This window comes from Leucobacter sp. Ag1, assembly GCF_000980875.1.
Classification (GTDB): Bacteria; Actinomycetota; Actinomycetes; order Actinomycetales; family Microbacteriaceae; genus Leucobacter; species Leucobacter iarius.
The window spans coordinates 23176-41531 of sequence record NZ_LAYO01000080.1; the positions used below are offsets into that span (position 1 = coordinate 23176).

Annotated in this window: 17 protein-coding genes; 10 read left to right on the forward strand and 7 right to left on the reverse strand. The window is 71.3% G+C overall.

Annotated features, from left to right (window positions below; translation table 11 throughout):
• Positions 1 to 45 precede the first annotated feature (45 nt).
• The 5 genes from XM48_RS04775 to XM48_RS04795 are packed head-to-tail and all read left to right on the forward strand — an operon-like array spanning position 46 to position 4381.
• On the forward strand, positions 46 to 1005 hold the full coding sequence (locus XM48_RS04775; protein WP_231580804.1) for a LysR substrate-binding domain-containing protein: 960 nt from the start codon (positions 46 to 48) through the stop codon (positions 1003 to 1005).
• Between the two features lie 34 nt (positions 1006 to 1039).
• Positions 1040 to 1894 carry a ParA family protein gene (locus XM48_RS04780; RefSeq protein ID WP_046454653.1) on the forward strand — a complete coding sequence of 285 codons (855 nt, stop codon included), beginning with the start codon at positions 1040 to 1042 and terminating at the stop codon, positions 1892 to 1894.
• 19 nt (positions 1895 to 1913) lie between these two features.
• Positions 1914 to 2750 (forward strand): ScpA family protein, encoded by an 837-nt coding sequence (locus XM48_RS04785; RefSeq protein ID WP_046454654.1) that lies wholly within the window; start codon positions 1914 to 1916, stop codon positions 2748 to 2750.
• The gene (scpB, locus tag XM48_RS04790) at positions 2740 to 3387 is read left to right on the forward strand and encodes an SMC-Scp complex subunit ScpB (RefSeq protein WP_084820997.1); all 648 of its coding nucleotides are present in this window, start codon (positions 2740 to 2742) and stop codon (positions 3385 to 3387) included. The genes XM48_RS04785 and scpB overlap by 11 nt, the downstream gene beginning before the upstream one ends.
• On the forward strand, positions 3374 to 4381 hold the full coding sequence (locus XM48_RS04795; RefSeq protein ID WP_084820998.1) for a pseudouridine synthase: 1008 nt from the start codon (positions 3374 to 3376) through the stop codon (positions 4379 to 4381). The genes scpB and XM48_RS04795 overlap by 14 nt, the downstream gene beginning before the upstream one ends.
• Before the next feature lie 15 nt (positions 4382 to 4396).
• On the opposite strand, the gene XM48_RS04800 is transcribed toward XM48_RS04795, so the two are convergent.
• Entirely contained in the window at positions 4397 to 5536 is a 1140-nt protein-coding gene (locus XM48_RS04800; protein WP_046454655.1) for a 3-isopropylmalate dehydrogenase, read from the reverse strand.
• A 204-nt stretch (positions 5537 to 5740) separates the two neighbouring features.
• Between XM48_RS04800 and XM48_RS04805 the strand changes: the two genes are divergently transcribed.
• The 4 genes from XM48_RS04805 to XM48_RS04820 all read left to right on the forward strand — a co-directional run bounded on the left by XM48_RS04805 (position 5741) and on the right by XM48_RS04820 (position 9701).
• Positions 5741 to 6766: a GNAT family N-acetyltransferase gene (locus XM48_RS04805; protein ID WP_046454656.1), complete on the forward strand. Its 1026-nt coding sequence runs from the start codon at positions 5741 to 5743 to the stop codon at positions 6764 to 6766.
• Between the two features lie 65 nt (positions 6767 to 6831).
• On the forward strand, positions 6832 to 7305 hold the full coding sequence (locus XM48_RS04810) for a GNAT family N-acetyltransferase (protein ID WP_231580805.1): 474 nt from the start codon (positions 6832 to 6834) through the stop codon (positions 7303 to 7305).
• A 117-nt stretch (positions 7306 to 7422) separates the two neighbouring features.
• Complete coding sequence (locus tag XM48_RS04815; RefSeq protein ID WP_046454657.1) at positions 7423 to 8904, forward strand: aldehyde dehydrogenase family protein; 1482 nt, start codon at positions 7423 to 7425, stop codon at positions 8902 to 8904.
• Complete coding sequence (locus tag XM48_RS04820; RefSeq protein WP_046454658.1) at positions 8901 to 9701, forward strand: SDR family NAD(P)-dependent oxidoreductase; 801 nt, start codon at positions 8901 to 8903, stop codon at positions 9699 to 9701. Before XM48_RS04815 ends, XM48_RS04820 begins: the two co-directional genes overlap by 4 nt.
• Positions 9702 to 9799: 98 nt before the next feature.
• Here XM48_RS04820 and XM48_RS04825 read toward each other — a convergent pair whose 3' ends face one another.
• From XM48_RS04825 to XM48_RS04850, 6 genes are all read right to left on the reverse strand, one after another.
• Positions 9800 to 10585, reverse strand: coding sequence for an NAD(P)H-dependent oxidoreductase (locus XM48_RS04825; RefSeq protein ID WP_046454659.1), 786 nt, complete (start codon positions 10583 to 10585; stop codon positions 9800 to 9802).
• A 40-nt stretch (positions 10586 to 10625) separates the two neighbouring features.
• The gene (locus XM48_RS04830) at positions 10626 to 12026 is read right to left on the reverse strand and encodes an amidase (RefSeq protein ID WP_046454660.1); all 1401 of its coding nucleotides are present in this window, start codon (positions 12024 to 12026) and stop codon (positions 10626 to 10628) included.
• Positions 12016 to 13761, reverse strand: a complete 1746-nt coding sequence (locus XM48_RS04835; protein ID WP_046454661.1) for an ABC transporter ATP-binding protein — start codon at positions 13759 to 13761, stop codon at positions 12016 to 12018. Before XM48_RS04835 ends, XM48_RS04830 begins: the two co-directional genes overlap by 11 nt.
• Positions 13761 to 14681 (reverse strand): ABC transporter permease, encoded by a 921-nt coding sequence (locus tag XM48_RS04840; RefSeq protein WP_084821000.1) that lies wholly within the window; start codon positions 14679 to 14681, stop codon positions 13761 to 13763. Before XM48_RS04840 ends, XM48_RS04835 begins: the two co-directional genes overlap by 1 nt.
• A gap of 2 nt (positions 14682 to 14683) precedes the next feature.
• Positions 14684 to 15631, reverse strand: a complete 948-nt coding sequence (locus XM48_RS04845) for an ABC transporter permease (RefSeq protein ID WP_046454662.1) — start codon at positions 15629 to 15631, stop codon at positions 14684 to 14686.
• A gap of 101 nt (positions 15632 to 15732) precedes the next feature.
• Positions 15733 to 17262, reverse strand: a complete 1530-nt coding sequence (locus XM48_RS04850) for an ABC transporter substrate-binding protein (RefSeq protein WP_046454663.1) — start codon at positions 17260 to 17262, stop codon at positions 15733 to 15735.
• Between the two features lie 259 nt (positions 17263 to 17521).
• On the opposite strand from XM48_RS04850, the gene XM48_RS04855 reads away from it, so the two are divergent.
• Positions 17522 to 18277 (forward strand): FadR/GntR family transcriptional regulator, encoded by a 756-nt coding sequence (locus XM48_RS04855; RefSeq protein WP_046454664.1) that lies wholly within the window; start codon positions 17522 to 17524, stop codon positions 18275 to 18277.
• Positions 18278 to 18356: the final 79 nt, after the last annotated feature.

An 18356-nucleotide genomic window follows, 5' to 3' on the forward strand; every position in this document is an offset into this window, starting at 1 on the left:
GGATATAATTCGGTTGAATCGAAGAAGATGCATCGAGGAGGAACCGTGGCCGATGTGAGTCTGCGCCAGTTGGAGCTGTTCGCCGCGCTCCCGAACTTCGCCACGCTCAGCGCGGCGGCGGCACACCTGCACATCTCGGAATCCGCGCTGTCGCAGGCGATCACGGTGCTCGAACGCACCGTCGGCGAGCAGCTGTGCGTCCGCCGGAAGGCTCGCGGGCTCACGCTGACCCCGACCGGGCAGCAGTTCGCCAAGCGGGCCCGACGGATCGTCGCCGAGACGCAGGAACTGGTGCTGGGGGCGGGCCTCGGGCAGGAGCTGCACGGGCCCGTGAAGCTGGGCTGCTACTCGACCTTCGCGACGAACGTGGTGCCCGAGCTCCTGGAGGAGTTCCCGAAGCTCCACCCCGGCGTGCGCATGGAGATCATGGTCGGCACCAACGAGGAGCTGCTCTCGGCGCTCGAAGCGGGGCGCCTCGACGTCGCCCTCGTGTACGACGTGTCGCTGCCCGTCGGATACCGTCGCCGCAAGATCTACGCGACCGAGCTCGAGGTCCACCTGCACCCGGATCATCCGCTCGCGTCGGCCGGAACGGTCGACCTGCCGGACCTCGCCCATCAGCCCTACATCCAGTTCGACGCGACCCCCGGCACCGTGAACGTCACCGACGCGTTCGCCGCCCGCGGCCTCAAACCGTCGATCGAGGCCCGGGTCAGCGAGATCGGGCTGGTCGAGGCGCTCGTGGGGCGCGGGCTCGGCTACGGCCTGCTCATGTCCCGGCCCAACGCGGCCACGACGAGCCTCGAGGGGCGGCCGATCGTCATCCGTCCGCTCGACCCGCCCGTCACGGTCACCCATGTGGTGGGGATCTGGCCCGAGGACATGGACCTGACCTCGCGGGCGCTCGCGCTGCTGGACTTCGCCGCGGAACGGCTCGGCGGTCGCGACGGCGGTCGCGACCGTGGTCATGACCGCGCAGAATCCGGGGCGGTCGCCGCACGCTAGGATGGATCGTTAGCGACTCGAGAGGAGGGCCGGAATGGCGAAGCAGCAGGTCGAGCTCGGTCCCACCGGGCGACCCGAGCGGATCATTCCGGCACCGAAGAAGCTCGATCGCCACGGCCCCGCGCGCATCATCGCGATGTGCAACCAGAAGGGCGGCGTCGGCAAGACGACGAGCACCATCAACCTCGCCGCCGCGCTCGCGCGCTACGGCCGTCGGGTGCTGGCCGTCGACTTCGACCCCCAGGGCGCGCTCTCGGCCGGCCTCGGCGTGCCCGCGCACGACGTGCCGACCATCTACGACCTCATGCTCGGCAAGGTCAAGGACCCGCGCGAGGCGATCGTGCGCACCGCGACCCCCGGTCTCGACGTGATCCCGGCGAACATCGACCTGTCGGCCGCCGAGGTGCACCTCGTCACGGAGGTCGCGCGCGAGCAGATCCTCGCGGGCGTGCTCCGCAAGGTCGTCGACGACTACGACGTGATCCTCATCGACTGCCAGCCCTCGCTGGGCCTCCTCACGGTGAACGCCCTTACCGCGAGCCACGGCGTGCTGATCCCGCTCGCCTGCGAGTACTTCGCGCTGCGCGGTGTCGCGCTGCTCGTCGAGACCATCGACAAGGTGAAGGACCGCCTCAACCCGGCGCTCGAGCTCGACGGCATCCTCGCAACCATGTACGACTCGCGCACCCTGCACGCGCGCGAGGTGCTCGAGCGCGTCGTCGACACCTTCGACGACCAGGTGTTCGACACCGTCATCGGCCGCACCGTGAAGCTGCCCGACGCGCAGATCGCGGCGAAGCCGATCCTCGACTACGCGCCGTCGAACGCGGCGTCGGAGGCCTACCTGAAGCTGGCGCGCGAGCTCGTCGCCCGCGGCGTGGTCGCCTGAGCGGTCCGATGGGCGCGGCATGACCGAGCTCGGCACCGCGGAGGCGGGCGGCCCGGAGGCTCCCGGGTTCCGCGTCTCGCTCGAGGTGTTCGACGGCCCCTTCGACCTGCTGCTGAACCTGATCGGCAAGCACGAGCTCGACATCACCGAGGTCTCGCTGAGCCTCGTCACCGACGAGTTCATCGCCTACCTCTCGTCGCTCGACGGGCAGGGGCTCATCGAGCTGGATCAGGCCTCCGAGTTCCTCGTGGTCGCGGCCACGCTGCTCGACATGAAGATCGCCAGTCTGCTGCCGCAGGGCGAGGCGGTCGACGCCGAGGACATCGCGCTGCTGGAGGCGCGCGACCTGCTCTTCGCGCGACTGCTGCAGTACCGCGCGTTCAAGCAGGCCAGCGCCTGGTTCCGCGGCCGCATCGAGTCCGAGGAGGCACGGCACCCGCGGCAGGTGCCGCTCGATGCGCGGTACCGCCAGCGCGGGCCCGAGCTCATCTGGACCCTGTCGGCCGACGACTTCGCGGCGATGGCCGTGCTGGCCTTCACACCGCGCGAGCTCCCCACCGTGGGGCTCGACCACCTGCACGCCCCGCTCGTGTCGATCCGCGAGCAGGCGGCCATCGTCGTCGCGATGCTGCGCACCGACGGCGCGCACACCTTCCGGCAGCTCATCGCGGGACTCCAGGTCGGGTCGGAGCGCGGCGTGATCGTCGCCCGGTTCCTCGCGATCCTCGAGCTGTACCGGCGCGACGCCGTGGGCTTCGAACAGGCGGAACCGCTCGGCGAGCTGACGGTGCGCTGGACGGGCGCGCACTGGTCGGACGACTCTCTTGCGACACTGGGAACGGACTATGACGGATAACGAGACGACACCGGCCGCGGGCGCTCCGGCCGACGGGACGCAGGCGCCCGGTGCGGCGGGCGAGCTGGAGCGGGCGCGCGCCGAGCACACCCTCGAGCAGCAGCTCGAGGCGCTGCTGCTCGTGGCCGACGAGCCGCTGAGCATCGTGAGCCTCGCGACGGCCACCGACCGCCCGGTGCGCGAGGTGCGCCGCGCGGTCGACCTGCTGGCGAACGACTACGCGGGTGCGCTGGACGGACCGGTGCGCGGCTTCGAGCTGCGCGAGGTCGCCGGCGGGTACCGCTTCTACGTGCGCGAGACGCTCGATCCGGTCGTGTCCGACTTCGTGCAGCAGCAGACCCCGGCGCGGCTCTCGCAGGCCGCGCTCGAGACGCTCGCCGTGGTCGCCTACCGGCAGCCGATCTCGCGGGGCGCGATCGCCTCGATCCGCGCGGTGAACGTCGATTCGGTCGTGCGTACGCTGGTCGGGCGCGGACTCATCACCGAGGTCGGGCACGACGGTGAGACCGGCGCGATCCTCTACGGCACCACCGACACGCTCATGGGGCACCTCGGCATCTCGAGCGTCGAGGAGCTGCCGCCCATCTCGCCCCTGCTCGACGACGGACTGGAAGGATTCGAACATGAGTCGTTCTGACGAACGCCCGAAACAGCGACGCACCGGAGGTTCCGGCGGTGAGTTCTCGGTCGACGGGCAGGCCGTCGAGATCGACCTCGCCGAGTGGGGGTGGCCGGGGGACGCAGCCGCCGACGGTGACGCGGAGCCCGAGGTTCCCGCCGACGAACGCCCGCGCCTGCAGAAGGCGCTCGCGCACGCGGGCGTCGCGTCGCGTCGCGCCTGCGAGACGCTGATCACGGGCGGCCGGGTGACGGTGAACGGCGAGATCGTGCGCGAGCTCGGCAGCCGGATCGATCCGGGCGACGAGGTGCGCGTCGACGGCGTCGTCGTGCAGCTCGACGCGAGCAAGCGCTACTTCGTGCTCAACAAGCCGCGCGGCGTCGTCTCGACCATGTCGGACGAGAAGGGGCGCCGCGACCTGCGGGAGTTCACCGACCGCGTCGAGGATCGGCTCTACAACGTGGGCCGCCTCGACACCGACACCTCGGGCCTGCTCGTGCTGACCAACGACGGCGACCTCGCGCACAAGCTCGCGCACCCCAAGTTCGGGGTGCAGAAGACCTACATCGCGAAGGTCGCGGGTCGCGTGACGCCGGCCACGATCCAGCGCCTGAAGAACGGGATCGAGCTCGAGGACGGTCCGATCCGCGCCGACGCGGCGAAGCTGCTCCCGGGCGAGGGCAGCCGGCACTCGCTCGTCGAAATCACGCTGCACTCGGGCAAGAACCGGATCGTGCGGCGCATGCTGGCCGAGGTGGGGCATCCGGTCGAGGAGCTGGTGCGCCGGCAGTTCGGCCCGCTGAATCTCGGCACTCTGCGCCTCGGCGAGATGCGCGAGCTGTCGGACGCCGAGCGGGGCGCGCTGCTCACGGCCGCCGAGGGCGACTCCGACGCGAACGGCCGTGCGCCGTCCGCGGGTCGCCCGGGAGACGGCAAGGGTGCGCGCGGCATGCGCGGGATCGCGGCGCGCGGCAATCCGAACGGGCGCGGCGGCAAGCGCCCGGCGCGCTAGCGGGCCCGAGCCGGCTCAGGCCGCCGCGGGCCGACTCGGCTCGAGCGCCGCGAGAGTGCCGAGCAACGAGTTCGGCACGAGCTCCGGATCCGCGGCGCCGTCGCGTACGATCGCGGCGATGCGCGATCCCAGTTCGGCGGTCGACGCGCCCATCTCGGGGCCCGAGAGCGCGGGGAGCGATCCCAGCACCTCGACGGTCGCGGCCTCGACCGCGCGCGCCGCGTCGGCCTCGCCGAGATGGCCGAGCAAGAGGGCGAGCGAGAGGATCGCGCCCGAGGGGTTCGCCCAGCCGGTGCCGGCGATGTCGGGAGCGGAGCCGTGGATCGCCTCGAACATGCTCGGCGCCGAGCCGTCGAGGTTGAGGTTCGCGCTCGTCGCAACGCCGAGGCCGCCCTGGATCACGGCGCCGAGGTCGGTGATGATGTCGCCGAAGAGATTGTCGGTGACGACGACGTCGAAGCGCTCGGGGGCGAGCGGCAGGTGGAAGCACATCGCATCCACGTGCACGTAGTCGGTCTCGACCTCGGGGTACCGGGTCGCGACGTCGGCGACGACCTCCTGCCAGAGCTGCCCGGCGGCGACGAGGATGTTGGTCTTGTGGCACAGGGTGAGGCGCTTGCGTCGACCGGCGGCGAGGCGGAACGCGAAGTCGACGACGCGCTCGATCCCGGCGCGCGTGTTGAGCGATTCCTGCATGGCGACCGCGTTGGGGGTGCCGGCGTGCACGGTGGATCCGCGGCCGACGTAGGCGCCCTCGGTGTTCTCGCGCACGATCACGAGCTCGCAGCGCTCCGGGGTGAGGCCCGAGATGGGCGTGGGGACGCCGGGGTAGAGACGCACGGGGCGCACGTTGGCGGCCTGCTGGAAGCGCTGACGCATCTCGAGGATGAAGCCTCGTTCGAGGATCCCGGGCGTGACACGGGGATCGCCCATCGAGCCGAACAGGATCGCGTCGGCGCCGCGCAGCTCGTCCTCGAGCTCGGCGAACAGCTCGCCGGTTTCGAGGTAGTGGGCGGCTCCGGCAGCGTACTCGCGGCGCTCGGTGCGGAAGCCGTAGCGGGCCTCGGCGGCGTCGAGCACCTCGAGCGCGCAGCCGACGACCTCGGGGCCGATGCCGTCGCCGGGGAGCACGGCGATCTGGTGGGAGCGCGTCATCGTTGAGTCCTTCCGCGGAATGCCGGTGGGCGCGCGGGGATCCTCCGCCGCGGCGCACAGTGTGAACCATATTAACTGGTCAGGCCACTCGTGGCGAGTGCCCGACGAGCGGTTCCCAGCCGGTCGCGCGCCGCGATCAATAGCATGGTTGGCATCGCGGCGGCCGTGAGCGGCCGCACTGAGAGACGAGATGGAGCCGAGACGATGAAGCCTCTGCGAGAGCGGGTCTCCGCACCCGATGCCCTGCGCCTGCCCGCCGACGTCGCGGGGGTGACCTGGCGGCGTATCGCGCCGAGCGACCTCCCGCTGCTGCTCGAGCTGGCGCAGGCCTGCGACGCGGTCGACAACCCCTGGGCGACGACGACCGAGGAGGAGTGCGCGCTCTGGTTCGAGGACCCCAAGCTGCGGCTCGAGCGGGACTCGGCCATCGCGCTCGACGCGGAGGGGCGCGCGGTCGCCTACGGCTTCGTGAGCCAGGGGGACGAGCGCGGCGCCGAGGTCCGGATCGGACTCGACGGCGCCGTCCACCCGGGGTGGCGTCGGCGGGGGATCGGCGGTGCCCTGCTCGACTGGCAGGACGAGCGCGGACGGCGGATGCTGTCGGCGGAGGACTCGGAAGCGCCCGGCTGGCTGACGCTCGGGGCCGACGAGCACGAGGCCGGCACCATCGCGCTCGCGCAGTCGCGGGGATACCGGATCGCGCGGTGGTGGCTGGAGCTCGAACGCGACCTCGCCGGTGCCGCGGCGGAGCCGGTGCTCGCGCCCGGACTGCGCATCGAGGGCTACGCGGGCAACGAGGAGGCGACCCGGATCGCGCGCAACGACTCGTTCCGCGACCACTGGGGATCGCAGCCCGTGAGCGAGCGCGAGTGGCAGGAGGCGGACGAGCTCGAGTCCGCGCGCCCGGACCTCTCCTTCGTCGTGACGGAGGGCGACGGGGACGCGCGGCGGGTGCTCGGGTTCGTGATCGTGTCGGTCTACCGCGAGGACTGGGAACTGCGCGGGTACTCCTTCGGGTACATCGATCTGCTCGGCGTGGTCGCCGACGCGCGGGGGCGCGGCATCGCGAAGGCGCTGCTCGGGCGCGCACTCGGTGCGCTCCGGGAGGATGGGCTCGAGCGCGCGGTGCTCGACGTGGATTCCGAGAGCCCGACCGGAGCGGTCGGCCTCTACGAGAGCGTCGGATTCGAGACGGTGCGTCGATCGATGACGCTGGGACGGGAATTCTGAGCGCGGGGAGCGCCGGGCCGGAGGGACTGCGGATCCGCGACGCCGAGGCCGGCGACCTGGACGCGGTGCTCAGGCTGTTCGACGACGCGTTGGCCTGGTTCGTGTCGAACGGCAACACCGAGCAGTGGGGGGCGGAACCCTGGTCCGGTCAGGAGCGTCGGATCGCGCAGGTGGGCGATGCGCTGCGGTTGCCCGGGGCGCGGGTCGCCGAGCTCCCCGGTGCGGGCGTGGTCGGTCTGCTCGTGCTCGGTGGGGCCATGCCCTACGTGCCGCCGGCGGAGGAGCCCGAGGTGTACGTCCGGATCCTCATCGGATCGCGCGACCCGCGGGCCAGGGGAGCGGGGCGCGCGCTGCTCGTATTCGCCGACGCCGAGGCCGAGCGGTCGGGCATCGATCGGCTGCGCGTGGACTGCTACGCGGGCGGCACCGGCGCGCTCGTGCGGTTCTACGAATCGTGCGGGTACGAGCGGACCGTCGGATTCGACGTCGACGGGTGGCCGGGTCAGGTGCTCGAGCGCCGGCTGGGTGCCATGGCCTGATTCCGGCCGGGTGCCGACCCGGTTCCTCCGTGCGCTTGGAGATGGCCCGCGTGGTGATCTATATTAAATGGTAAGACCACTCGAATCGGGGGTGCGTCGGCAGCAAGGAGGCCAGCCATGTCAGATCCGCTCGACCTGATCGCGCCCGCGGGCGCCCTCCCGATCGGCGACGGCTGGCTGCCCGTCGACGGCACCTCGAACGTCGTCTTCCCCTACGACGGCAGCGTCGTCGGACACGCTCCCGTCAGCCGGGTCGCCGACTCGCTCGCCGCGCTCGACGCCGCCGAGGCCGCCCGCTCCGAGGTCGCCGCGCTCACCACCGCGCAGCGCAAGTCGATCCTCGCCGCCGTGCACGACCGACTCGCAGCCGACGCGCAGCGCTTCGAGGATCTGCTCGTGCTCGAGACGGGCAAGCCCCGGGTCGACTGCCGCACCGAGGTGAACCGCACCATCGTCACGCTCCAGGCCACCGCCGAGGAGGTCTCGCACGTCCACGGCGAGACCGTGCCGCTCGACCTTCAGGAGCTCGGCCGGGGCATGATCGGCTACTACACGCGCAAGCCCGCCGGCGTCGTCGTCGGGATCGCCGGATTCAACTACCCCGTGCTGCTCGCCACCCACAAGCTCGCCCCCGCGATCGCGGCCGGCTGCCCCGTGATCATCAAGCCCGCCCCCAACACCCCGCTCGCCACGATCGAGCTCGTCGCCATCGTGCGCGAGGTGCTCGCCGAGCACGGCGTCACCGGTGCGGCCGTGCAGCTCGTCAACGGCGGCCCCGAGGTCGGCGAGGTCCTCGTGCGCGACTCCCGGGCCCAGGTCGTCTCGTTCACCGGATCCGCCGCGATCGGACACCTCATCGCCGGGCAGGCGGCGCCCCGCAGGACCCTGCTCGAGCTCGGCTCGAACACGGGATTCATCGTCGCGGCCGACGCCGACCTCGAAGCCGCCGTCGACGCGGTGCTGCGCGGCGGCTTCTACGCCAACGGCCAGGCCTGCATCTCGGTGCAGCGCGTCGTGCTCGAACGGCCCATCGCCGAGCGCTTCACCGAGCGCCTCGTCGCTCGCATGAGCGAGCTCCGGGTCGGCGATCCCCGCGACATCGCGACGAACGTCGCCCCCGTCATCAACGCGGCCTCCGCCGATCGGATCCGCGCCACGGTCGAGCGTGCGCTCGCCGCCGGCGCGCGCGTGCTCACCGACGTCGAGATCCCGGCCGAGGGCGGGCTCGTGCCGCCGATCGTGCTCGGCGATGTGCCGGTCGACGCCGACGTCTGGCGCGAGGAGATCTTCGGCCCGGTCGTCTGCCTCACCGCGGTCGACTCGGTCGACGCCGCGGTCGACCTCGTCAACGACTCCCGCTACGGTCTCCAGGCCGCCATCTACACGGCCTCGCTCGAGAGCGCGTTCGCCGCGATCGAGCGGCTCGAGGTCGGCGGCGTCGTCGTCAACGAGATCCCCGGATTCCGCTCCGACATCATGCCCTACGGCGGCGTCAAAGACTCCGGCATCGGCCGCGAGGGCCCGCGCTACGCGATCGAGGAGTTCACCGTCACCCGCATGGCCATGATCCGCCCGGCACCCCGAAAGGTCACCGCATGAACGCCCCTACCCCCGCCGTCGACTACTCCCGCCTCTTCCGCCTCGACGGCCGCACCGTCGTGGTCGTCGGTGCGGGGAGCGGGATCGGCCGGGAGGCCGCGCAGGCGCTCGCCGCGCAGGGCGCGCACGTGGTCGTCGCCGACTACTCGCTCGAGGGCGCGGAGGCCACGGCGGCCCTCATCGCGGAGCTCGGCGGCGTCGCCGAGGCCTATGAGCTGAACGTGCTCGACGACGACGCGGTCGAGGCAGCGGCCGAGCGCTTCGGCACGGCCTCCGCGCTCGTGTTCACGGCCGCGACGAACGTGCGCAAGCGCATGGACGACTACTCGATGGACGAGTTCGACCGGGTGGTGAACCTCAACCTGCGGGCCTCGTTCCAGTTGATCCGCCGGTTCGGGCGTCGCTTCGCCGACAACGGCGGCGGATCGATCATCGGCTTCGCGTCGATCCGTGCCCAGGTCGTCGAGCCCGGCCAGGGCGTGTACGCGGCGACCAAGGCCGGCCTCGTGCAGCTCGCGAAGACCGCGGCCGCCGAGTACGGAGCCGCGGGCGTGCGGGTCAACGTGGTCGCCCCCGGCGTCGTCGAGACCCCGCTCACCGGGCAGATCCGGGCGAACGAGGAGTGGTACCGCGCCTACGCCGAGAAGAGTGCGCTCGGGCGTTGGGCCCGTCCCGACGAGCTCGCGGGCGCGGTCGTGTTCCTCGCCTCGGACGCCTCGACATTCGTGACCGGGTCCACGGTCAGCGTCGACGGCGGTTGGACCGCGATCGACGGGCGCTTCACTCCGCCGGCCTGAGGAGGGACGCGCTCGCACGCGCGGGCCTCGCCGAGATGACCCGTTCGCAGGTTATGAGTCCGCATAACCCGCGAACGGGTCATCTCGGCGTCGGGAGCTCACGCGTCGGTGCGGTGGATCCCGAGGTCGGTGCGACCCGGGGCAACCTCGTCGCGCAGCACGCGCTCCGGCGTGTAGTCGCCGCTCTCCAAACTGCGGAACGGGATCGGGGCCTCCGCGGCGAAGCCCGCGATTCGCTCGCGCAGGCGGGTGATCTCGCGCGCGACGTCGCGGGAGTCGAACCCGTCGACGCCCTCGATGCCGTGCAGCGGCAGCACCTCGCAGCCGGTGTAGAACAGCACGCCGTGCGTGAGCCCGTAGAGGATCGTGTCGAGGTCGCCGGCGATGCCGCGGGGGCCGAGCGCCGCATCCGACTCGCCGTACGACACGACGATCAGCACGCGCTTGCCGGTGAGGAGGCCGTCGCCGTACCTGCGGGTGAGGCCGGTCTCGGGATCGACCACGTCGAAGCCGAAGCCCGCGGTGAGCACGCGGTCGAACCAACCCTTGAGGATCGCCGGCATCGAGTACCACCAGAGTGGGAACTGCAGCACCACGAGGTCCGCGTCGAGCAGCTTCTGCTGTTCGACGCGGATGTCCTCGGGCAACTGCGATTCGGCCGTGGCGCGGGTCCAGCGCGAGATGAAGCTGCCGCTCGCTCGCGCGAGGGAACCGAGATCCCGGTCGTCGAGCAGCGGATCGAATCCCATGGCGTAGAGGTCGCTCGCGACGACGTCGTGGGTGAGCTCGAGCTCCGCCCGGGCGGCGTCGAAGAGCTCTCGGTTGAACGAGCGCGCCTCGGGGTGCGCGTAGAGGTAGAGGGCGTTCGGCCGCGATTCGGTCATGCGCCTATCTCAGCAGGTCGGGGTGCGCGGCGCGAGCGCCTCAGCGCACGGAGCCCCAGTCGACCGTCGCCTCCGGGCCGCGCACGGTCTCGAACCAGTGGGCCACCCGCAGCAGGCGGTCGTCGGAACCGATGGGGCCCGCGATCTGCAGGCCGACGGTTCGGCCGTCGGCCTGGATGCCCGCGCCGATCGACACGGCGGGCTGCCCCGACATGTTGTAGGGCGCGGTGAACGAGATGTGCCCCATGGTGCGCAGCGGATCGGTGATCGGCATCGGATCCTCGGCGGCGAACGCCGCGACGGGGGAGACGGGGGAGAGCACCAGATCGTAGGGCGTCGTGGCCGCGCGGGTGAGGCGGGCCATCTCGTCGGCGCAGCCCCGGTTGCGCACGGTCTGCGCGGCCGAGAAGTCGGCGCCGGCCGAGCACCACCGGGCGATGAACGGCAGCACGAGCGCGCGGTCCGCGTCGCTCAGCAGCTCCAGATCGGCGAAGGAGCGGCTGCGCCAGAAGTCGACGAGCCCGTCGAGCACGTCGGCGGGGACGAATGGATCGAGCGGCTCGACGACGGCGCCGGCCGCGGCGAAGCGCTCTGCCGCGGCCTCGATGAACGCGCGGGTCTCCGGCTCGACGGGGAGGCCCGATCCCGCGTCGAGCTGCACGGCGACACGCAGCCCTGCAGGCGCGAGCGGTTCGAGCGACCAGTCCATCGGCGGGTAGGCGCGGGTCAGGTAGTCGCGCGCGTCGGGCTTCGCGATGATCGACATGAGGCGGATCGCGTCGGCCGCGGTGCGGGTGAGCGGGCCGGCCGCGCGGCCCGTGTAGGGCACGTCGAGCGGGATCAGGCCCTCGCTCGGCTTGAGCGCGGTGAGGCCCTGCCAGGTGCCGGGCAGGCGGATCGATCCGCCGATGTCGGTGCCGACGTGCAGCGGGCCGTAGCCCGCCGCCGCCGCGGTGCCGGCGCCCGCGCTGGAGCCGCCGGAGGTGAGCGCGGGATCGAGCCCGTTACGGGTGATCCCGTGCCGGCTCGAGACGCCGGACGAGAGCATGCCCCAGTCGGGCATCGTGGTGGACCCGAGGATCACGACGCCGGCCTCGAGCAGCCGGTCGGTGGTCGGGGCGTTGGCCGCCGCGATCGGCGGGTTCGGCAGCGCGGTTCCCGCGGGCTTCGGGCGGCCGGCGCGCGCGATGTTCTCCTTGACCGTCGCCGGCACCCCGTCGAAGGGGCCGAGCTGCTCGCCCGCGGCCCAGCGCGCGGTCGACGCGTCGGCGTCGGCGCGCACCTCCTCGGGTTCGTGCAGGTAGAGCGCGTTCAGCTCGGGCTCGCGATCCGCGATGCGGGCGAGCACGCTCTCGGCGACCTCGCTCGGCGTGAACTCGCCGCTCGCGTAGCCGTCGGCGAGCGTTCCGGCGTCGAGCGCGAAGAGATCGTTACGAGGCATGGGTGAGCTCCTGACGCAGGGTGAGCGACGAATCGATGAGGCGCTTCGTGTACGGGTGCTGCGGATCCCGGTAGACGGTCTCGGTGTCGCCGGCCTCCACGATCTCGCCCGACTGCATGACGATCACCGAGTCGCAGAGGTGCCGCACCACGTTCAGGTCGTGCGAGACGAACACGAGCGTCAGCCCGTACTCGTCGACGAGGTCGGCGAGCAGGTTGAGCACCTGCGCCCGAACCGAGACGTCGAGCGCGCTCACCGGCTCGTCGGCGACGACCACTTCGGGTCGGCAGATGAGGGCGCGGGCGATCGAGATGCGCTGCCGCTGCCCGCCCGAGAACTGGTGCGGGTAGCGCGCGGCGGACTCGGCGGGGAGCCCGACGGCCTCGAGCATCTCGGCGACCATGCGCGAGCGCTCGGCGGCGGTCTCGTTCCGCCCGCGGACGAGCAGGGGCTCGGAGATGATCTGCTCGACCGTCATGCGCGGATCGAGCGACCCCATCGGGTCCTGGAACACGATCTGCAGCTGCTGCCGGAGCTGGCGCAGCTGCGACTCCTTCGCCCCCGCGACCTCGTTGCCGGCGACCACGGCGCTGCCGGAGGTCGGCTGGTCGAGGCCCGCGAGGATCCGCAGCAGCGTCGACTTGCCGGAGCCCGATTCGCCCACCACGCCGAGGCGGCCGCCGCGCGGCACCTCGAACGAGATGCCCTTCAGCGCGTGCACCTCGGGGGCCGGCTTGAACAGGCTCGTGCGCCCGCGGGTGTAGGTGCGCACGAGATCCGTGACCTTCATGACGGTCTCGGCGGGAGCATCGGGTGCGGCGGGGATCTCGGCCGGCTCCGGGGGAGCGGCCTCGGCGGATGCGGCTGCCGGATCCGCATCGACCGTCGGCGGCACGTAGTCCTGCGCGCTCGCGACGGTGAACAGGCGCCCGTCGGCGTCGGTCGCCTCGAGGTCCGATGCGGCGAGCAGGCCGCGGGTGTAGGGGTGCTGCGGCTTCGTGAAGATGTCCTCGGTGGGGCCCTCCTCGACGACGACGCCCTGGTTCATCACGAGCACGCGGGTGCACATGTTGGCGACGACGGCGAGGTCGTGGGTGATGAACAGCAGCCCCGTGCCGCGCTCGCGCACGAGCTCGAGGATCAGGTCGAGCACCTGGCGCTGCACGGTGACGTCGAGGGCCGTGGTGGGTTCGTCGCAGAGCAGCAGCGCCGGGTCGTTGGCGAGTGCCATCGCGAGCATGACGCGCTGCCGCTGCCCGCCCGAGAGCTGGTGCGGGTAGGCGCGGGCGGCCTGCGCCGGATCGGGCAGGTGCACGGCGTCGAGCATCTCGATCGCGCGCTTGCGCGCCTCCGCCTTCGACGGGGCGAGCCTGTGCTGCAGCATGATCTCGGCGACCTGATCGCCCGCCCGCATGAGCGGGTTGAGCGCGGTCAGCGGCTCCTGGAACACCATGGCCATGTCGCGGCCGCGGATCCTCATGAGCTCGGACTCGGGCGCCTCGAGCAGGTTGCCGTCGTGGCCGTCGAGGTGCACGGAGCCGTCGGCGGTGACGCCGTTCGGCAGCAGGCCGAGCAGGGCGGTCGTGGTCATCGACTTGCCGGATCCGGATTCGCCGATGAGGCCGATCCGCTCCCCGTGCGCCATGTGCAGCGAGAAGTCGTGCACGAGCGTGCGGTGCGGGGTGCGGACGTTGAGCCCGTCGACGGCGAGCAGGGTCTTCGTTTCGGTGGTCATCAGCCGCGGCTCCCGTTCAGCTTCGGATCGAATCGGTCGCGCAGCCCGTCGCCCAGCAGGTTGAAGCCCATGACGGCGATCGCGATGGCGATGCCGGGCACGATGGCGAGCAGCGGGTGGGTGCCGAGGAACTGCTGCGACTCCTGCAGCATGCGGCCCCACGAGGGGGTGGGCGGCGGCGTGCCGAGCCCGAGGAAGCTCAGGCCTGCCTCGGCGAGCACCGCGAGCGCGAACGACACCGAGCACTGCACGACGACGATGCCGATGATGTTCGGCAGCACGTGCCGCACGGCGATCCGGGTGCGCGACTGGCTCGCGGCGCGGGCGGCGAGCACGTACTCGGTGTTCATCACCTGCAGGGTGCCGGATCTCGCGACGCGGGCGAAGGCTGGGATCGTCGAGATGCCGATCGCGACCATGGCCGTGAGCGTCGATGCGCCGAAGACCGCCGCGAACATGATGGCGAGCAGCAGCGCGGGGAACGCGAGGGCGATGTCGGACGCGCGCATCACGACCTCCTCGATCCACCCGCCGCGGATCCCCGCGAGGATGCCGAGCGGCGTGCCGATGAGCAGCGCGATCCCGACCGAGATGACGCCGACGAACAGCGTGATGCGGGCGCCGACGAGCATGCCCGAGAACAGGTCGCGGCCGTACTTGTCGGTGCCGAGCAGGTGCGCGCCGCTCGGGCCCTGGAGGCGGTCGGCAGCGTTCACCTGCACGGGGTCGTAGGGGGTCCAGACGAACGACACGACCGCGGCGAGCACGACGATGCCGACGAGGATGAGTCCGGCGATGAGCGTGGGGGAGAGCCGGCCGCGGGAGCGTCGCGCGGGGCGGGCGGGAGCGGCCGCGGGGGACGCGATCGCGCTCGTGCGCGGCGCCTGGGACGGGGGAGTCGGGATGTGCTGGGTATCCATGGTCACGCGCTCTTTCGCATCCGCGGATCGACGATCGTGTAGACGACGTCGATGACGAGGTTCAGGATGAGGGTGATGGCGACGAGCACCATCACGACGGACTGCACCGTGAGGAGATCCCGGTTGCCGACGGCGTCGAGCAGCATCGAGCCGAGACCGGGGATCACGAACACGCGCTCGATCACGACCGCGCCGATGATCAGGGCCGCGATCTGCACGCCGGTCACCGTGATGACGGGGATCGCCGCGTTGCGCATGCCGTGCTTGAGCAGCGCCTTGGTCGGGCTGAGACCCTTCGAACGGGCGGTGCGGAGGTAGTCCTCGCTCATGATCTCGAGCACGGCCGAGCGCACGTAGCGGGTGAGGATCGCGCCCTGCACCGAGGCGAGCGCCAGCACGGGGAGGATGAGCCTGCGCAGGAAGTCGCCGAAGTTCTCGCCGGGCGGGGTCCAGCCGCCGGCCGGCAGCCAGCCGAGGCCGACCGCGAAGACGAGCACGAGGAGGATGCCGGCGAGGAAGCCGGGGATCGCGACGCCCAGCTGCGAGCCGGCGCCGATGAGGATGCCGGAGGCGTTGCGGTGCTTGACCGCCGCGATGGTGCCGAGGGGGATCGCGGCGAGCAGCGCGACGACCATGGCGGTGAGCACGAGGATCAGGCTCACCTGCAGGCGGTCGACCACGAGCGGGCTGATGTCGGCGCGGGTGACGTAGGACGTGCCGAAGTCGCCGCGCAGGAGGCCGCCGATCCAGTCGAAGTACTGCACGGCGAGGGGGCGATCGGTGCCGAACTCGTGCCGCGTCTTCGCGAGCAGCTCGGGGCTCGCGTTCACGCCGAGCGCGACCTGTGCCGGATCGCCGGGGACGAGACGCATGAACAGGAAGACGACGACGGTCGCGACGAGGAACGTCACCGCGAACCGCGCGAGGTTGATGAGTATCCGGATGGCCATGCGTGATCCTCTGGACGGTGGGGCCGCGGCGTGCGACCGCGGGCGGGTTTCGAGTCGGGGGCGACGGGGCGGTCGCGGTGCGCGGCCGCCCCGTCAGCGGGTCACTTCCAGGAGAGGCCGGTGAGGTCCAGCGACTCGACGATGGAGTTCTTCGGCATGCCGGTGAGCTCCGACTTGGTGATGACGATGTTCGGGAACAGGAACAGCACGCCCGACGCGGCGTCGTCGACGATCTGCTTCTGCACCTCCTGCATGCCCGAGATGTAGCCCTGCTCGTCGGCCGCGTCGGCCTTCGCAGCGATGGGGGCGATCTTCGAGTTGTCGTAGCCGATGTAGTAGTCCGGGTTGTTGAACACCGTGAGCAGATCGCGCGCCTCGACGGCGAGCACCGTGGTCATCTGGAAGTCGTGCTTGGTGAACACGTTGTCGAGCCAGACCGCCGGGAACTCGGACGACTGGATCTTGACGTCGATGCCGACCTCCTTGAGCTGCGACACGACGATCTCGGACACGGCCTGCGCGTAGGGGCGGGTGGGGACCGTGTAGGTGATCGAGAGGTTCTCGGCGCCAGCCTCCTTGAGGAGCTGCTTCGCCTTCGCGGGATCGTGCGGGTACTTCGCGTTGAGGTCGACGTAGTAGGGATCGGTCGGGGTCGCGTAGGTGGCGACGAGCGAGCCGTAGCCGTTCCACGCGGTGTCGATGATCGCCTGACGGTCGAGCGCGTAGAGCACCGCCTGGCGCACGCGCTTATCGTTGAACGGCGCGACGCGGTTGTTGAACGAGAGCGAGACCTCACCGCTCGAGGTGCCCGAGGTGACGGTGAACTTGCCGTCGTCCTTGAACGTGTCGACGAGCTCGGGTGCCTGCAGGTTGACGATCGCGTCGACGTCGCCGGTGCGCAGCGCGTTGGTGGTGGCGGTCGCGTCGGCGAAGTACTTCAGCGTGACCTCCTTCACCTTGGGCGCGGTGCCCCAGTAGTCGTCGCGGGTCTTCAGCACGATGTTCTCGTTCTGCTTCCACGAGGCGACGGTGAAGGGACCGGTGCCGACGGGCTTGTTCGCCAGGTCGGCGACGCCGGTGGACGAGAACATCGCGCCGACGGGGGTGGCCATGTCGAACAGCCACGCGTTCGACGGGTGGCTCAGGTGCACGGCGACCTCGGTGTCGTTCTTCACCTCGACGTCCTGCACGACGTCCATCTTCGCCTTGAGCGTGGTGGTCCAGTCCTTCTTCACCCGGTCGAGGCTGAACTTCACGTCGTTCGCGGTGAACTTCTCTCCGTTCGAGAAGGTCGCGCCGTCCTGGAGCGTGAAGGTGTAGGTCTTGCGGTCCTCGCTGATCTTCCACTCCTTCGCGAGAAGGGGGACGACCTTGCCCGACTGGTCGACGCGCACGAGGCCCTCGTAGACGTTGGTCATGAGCGCCTGCGGGATCGCGGATCCCGCGGTCTTGGTGAAGTCGAGGTTCACGGGTGCGCCCGTGAGCGCGACCGTGACCGCGGTCTGGCCGGAGCCCGTGCTCGATCCGGATCCGGTGCTGCCGCCGGATCCCGCCGAGCAGGCGGTGAGGGCGAGTGCGCCGGCCGCGACGAGCGCCGCGGCGAGGGTGAGAGGAGTCTTGCGTCGCATCATTGCTTCCTGTCGCAGGGTGGGCCGACCAGCGGTCGGCTTCTCGGTGCTCCGGCTCGGGGTGTGCTGCCGGGGGTGGCTCGAACGGTGCGGGTGGCACCCCTCGGCGGTCATCTTCATCGATGTTCGCCTTCGAGTCGTGAGGTTCGAACCAGGATACATGGTAAGACCACTGCTCGCAGCGTTAGGATGAGGGGCATTTCCGGCAGACCCGTCGTTTCGGCGGGCGGACCGGGCCAGACTTCGCGAAGGAGCACCGTCGTTGTCCACTCCGCACAGCTTCGCCCCGGCGGTCCCCATCCACACCTACCAGCGCATCGTCGAGCAGATCGAGCAGGCGATCGTCTCGGGCGAGATCCCCGTCGGAGCCCAGCTCGCCAGCGAGCGCGAGCTCATGGTGCAGTTCGACGTGAGCCGCCCCACCGTGCGCGAAGCGCTGCGGGTGCTGCAGAGCATGGGGCTCATCGAGTCGCGTCCCGGCACCCGGGGCGGCCCGCAGGTGCTCGCGCCCTCGCCCGAGACCCTGCGGCGCTCGCTGCGCGCCATGCTCGGCACCGCGGCGCTCGACCTCGCGGAGCTCGTGCAGTACCGCGTCGTGCTCGAGGGATCCGCCAGCGCGCTCGCCGCGCTGCAGCACACCGATGCGCAGCGGGAGGAGATGCGGGCCGCGGTCGAGGGCATGCAGGCCGCCGCCGAGGCCAACGCCGAGGAGTTCGCCGACCTCGACCTCGCGTTCCACACGCTCGTCTGGAACGCGAGCGGCAACCGGATCTTCGCGCTCAGCGGCGAAGCCGTCTCGGGCGTGCTCCGCGGCCTCATGCACCGCGACGCCGAGGGCACCCACCACGACAACCGGGTCAAGCTCGAATCCGCGGCCATCGACCGCGGTCTGTTCGACGCCATCGCCCGCCGCGACGCCATCGAAGCCGGCACCATCGCCCGCCGTGCCGTCGCCAATCGCTTCGGCCCGCTGCTCGAGCCCGGGCAGCAGGAGGCGCTCGCGCTGCTCGTGGGCTAGCGGGCGCCTGGGGCGCCGGGTGCCTCGCGCCGCACCGCGGTGCGGCGACGCGCTCCGCGCGGTCGCGGTGCTCAGCCGC

Coding starts and splice junctions, on each gene's coding strand:
- XM48_RS04780 (WP_046454653.1), top strand. CDS start 1,040: ATGGCGAAGCAGCAGGTCGAGCTCGGTCCCACCGGGCGACCCGAGCGG.
- XM48_RS04785 (WP_046454654.1), top strand. CDS start 1,914: ATGACCGAGCTCGGCACCGCGGAGGCGGGCGGCCCGGAGGCTCCCGGG.
- scpB (WP_084820997.1), top strand. CDS start 2,740: ATGACGGATAACGAGACGACACCGGCCGCGGGCGCTCCGGCCGACGGG.
- XM48_RS04795 (WP_084820998.1), top strand. CDS start 3,374: ATGAGTCGTTCTGACGAACGCCCGAAACAGCGACGCACCGGAGGTTCC.
- XM48_RS04800 (WP_046454655.1), bottom strand. CDS start 5,536: ATGACGCGCTCCCACCAGATCGCCGTGCTCCCCGGCGACGGCATCGGC.
- XM48_RS04805 (WP_046454656.1), top strand. CDS start 5,741: ATGAAGCCTCTGCGAGAGCGGGTCTCCGCACCCGATGCCCTGCGCCTG.
- XM48_RS04815 (WP_046454657.1), top strand. CDS start 7,423: ATGTCAGATCCGCTCGACCTGATCGCGCCCGCGGGCGCCCTCCCGATC.
- XM48_RS04820 (WP_046454658.1), top strand. CDS start 8,901: ATGAACGCCCCTACCCCCGCCGTCGACTACTCCCGCCTCTTCCGCCTC.
- XM48_RS04825 (WP_046454659.1), bottom strand. CDS start 10,585: ATGACCGAATCGCGGCCGAACGCCCTCTACCTCTACGCGCACCCCGAG.
- XM48_RS04830 (WP_046454660.1), bottom strand. CDS start 12,026: ATGCCTCGTAACGATCTCTTCGCGCTCGACGCCGGAACGCTCGCCGAC.
- XM48_RS04835 (WP_046454661.1), bottom strand. CDS start 13,761: ATGACCACCGAAACGAAGACCCTGCTCGCCGTCGACGGGCTCAACGTC.
- XM48_RS04840 (WP_084821000.1), bottom strand. CDS start 14,681: ATGGATACCCAGCACATCCCGACTCCCCCGTCCCAGGCGCCGCGCACG.
- XM48_RS04845 (WP_046454662.1), bottom strand. CDS start 15,631: ATGGCCATCCGGATACTCATCAACCTCGCGCGGTTCGCGGTGACGTTC.
- XM48_RS04850 (WP_046454663.1), bottom strand. CDS start 17,262: ATGATGCGACGCAAGACTCCTCTCACCCTCGCCGCGGCGCTCGTCGCG.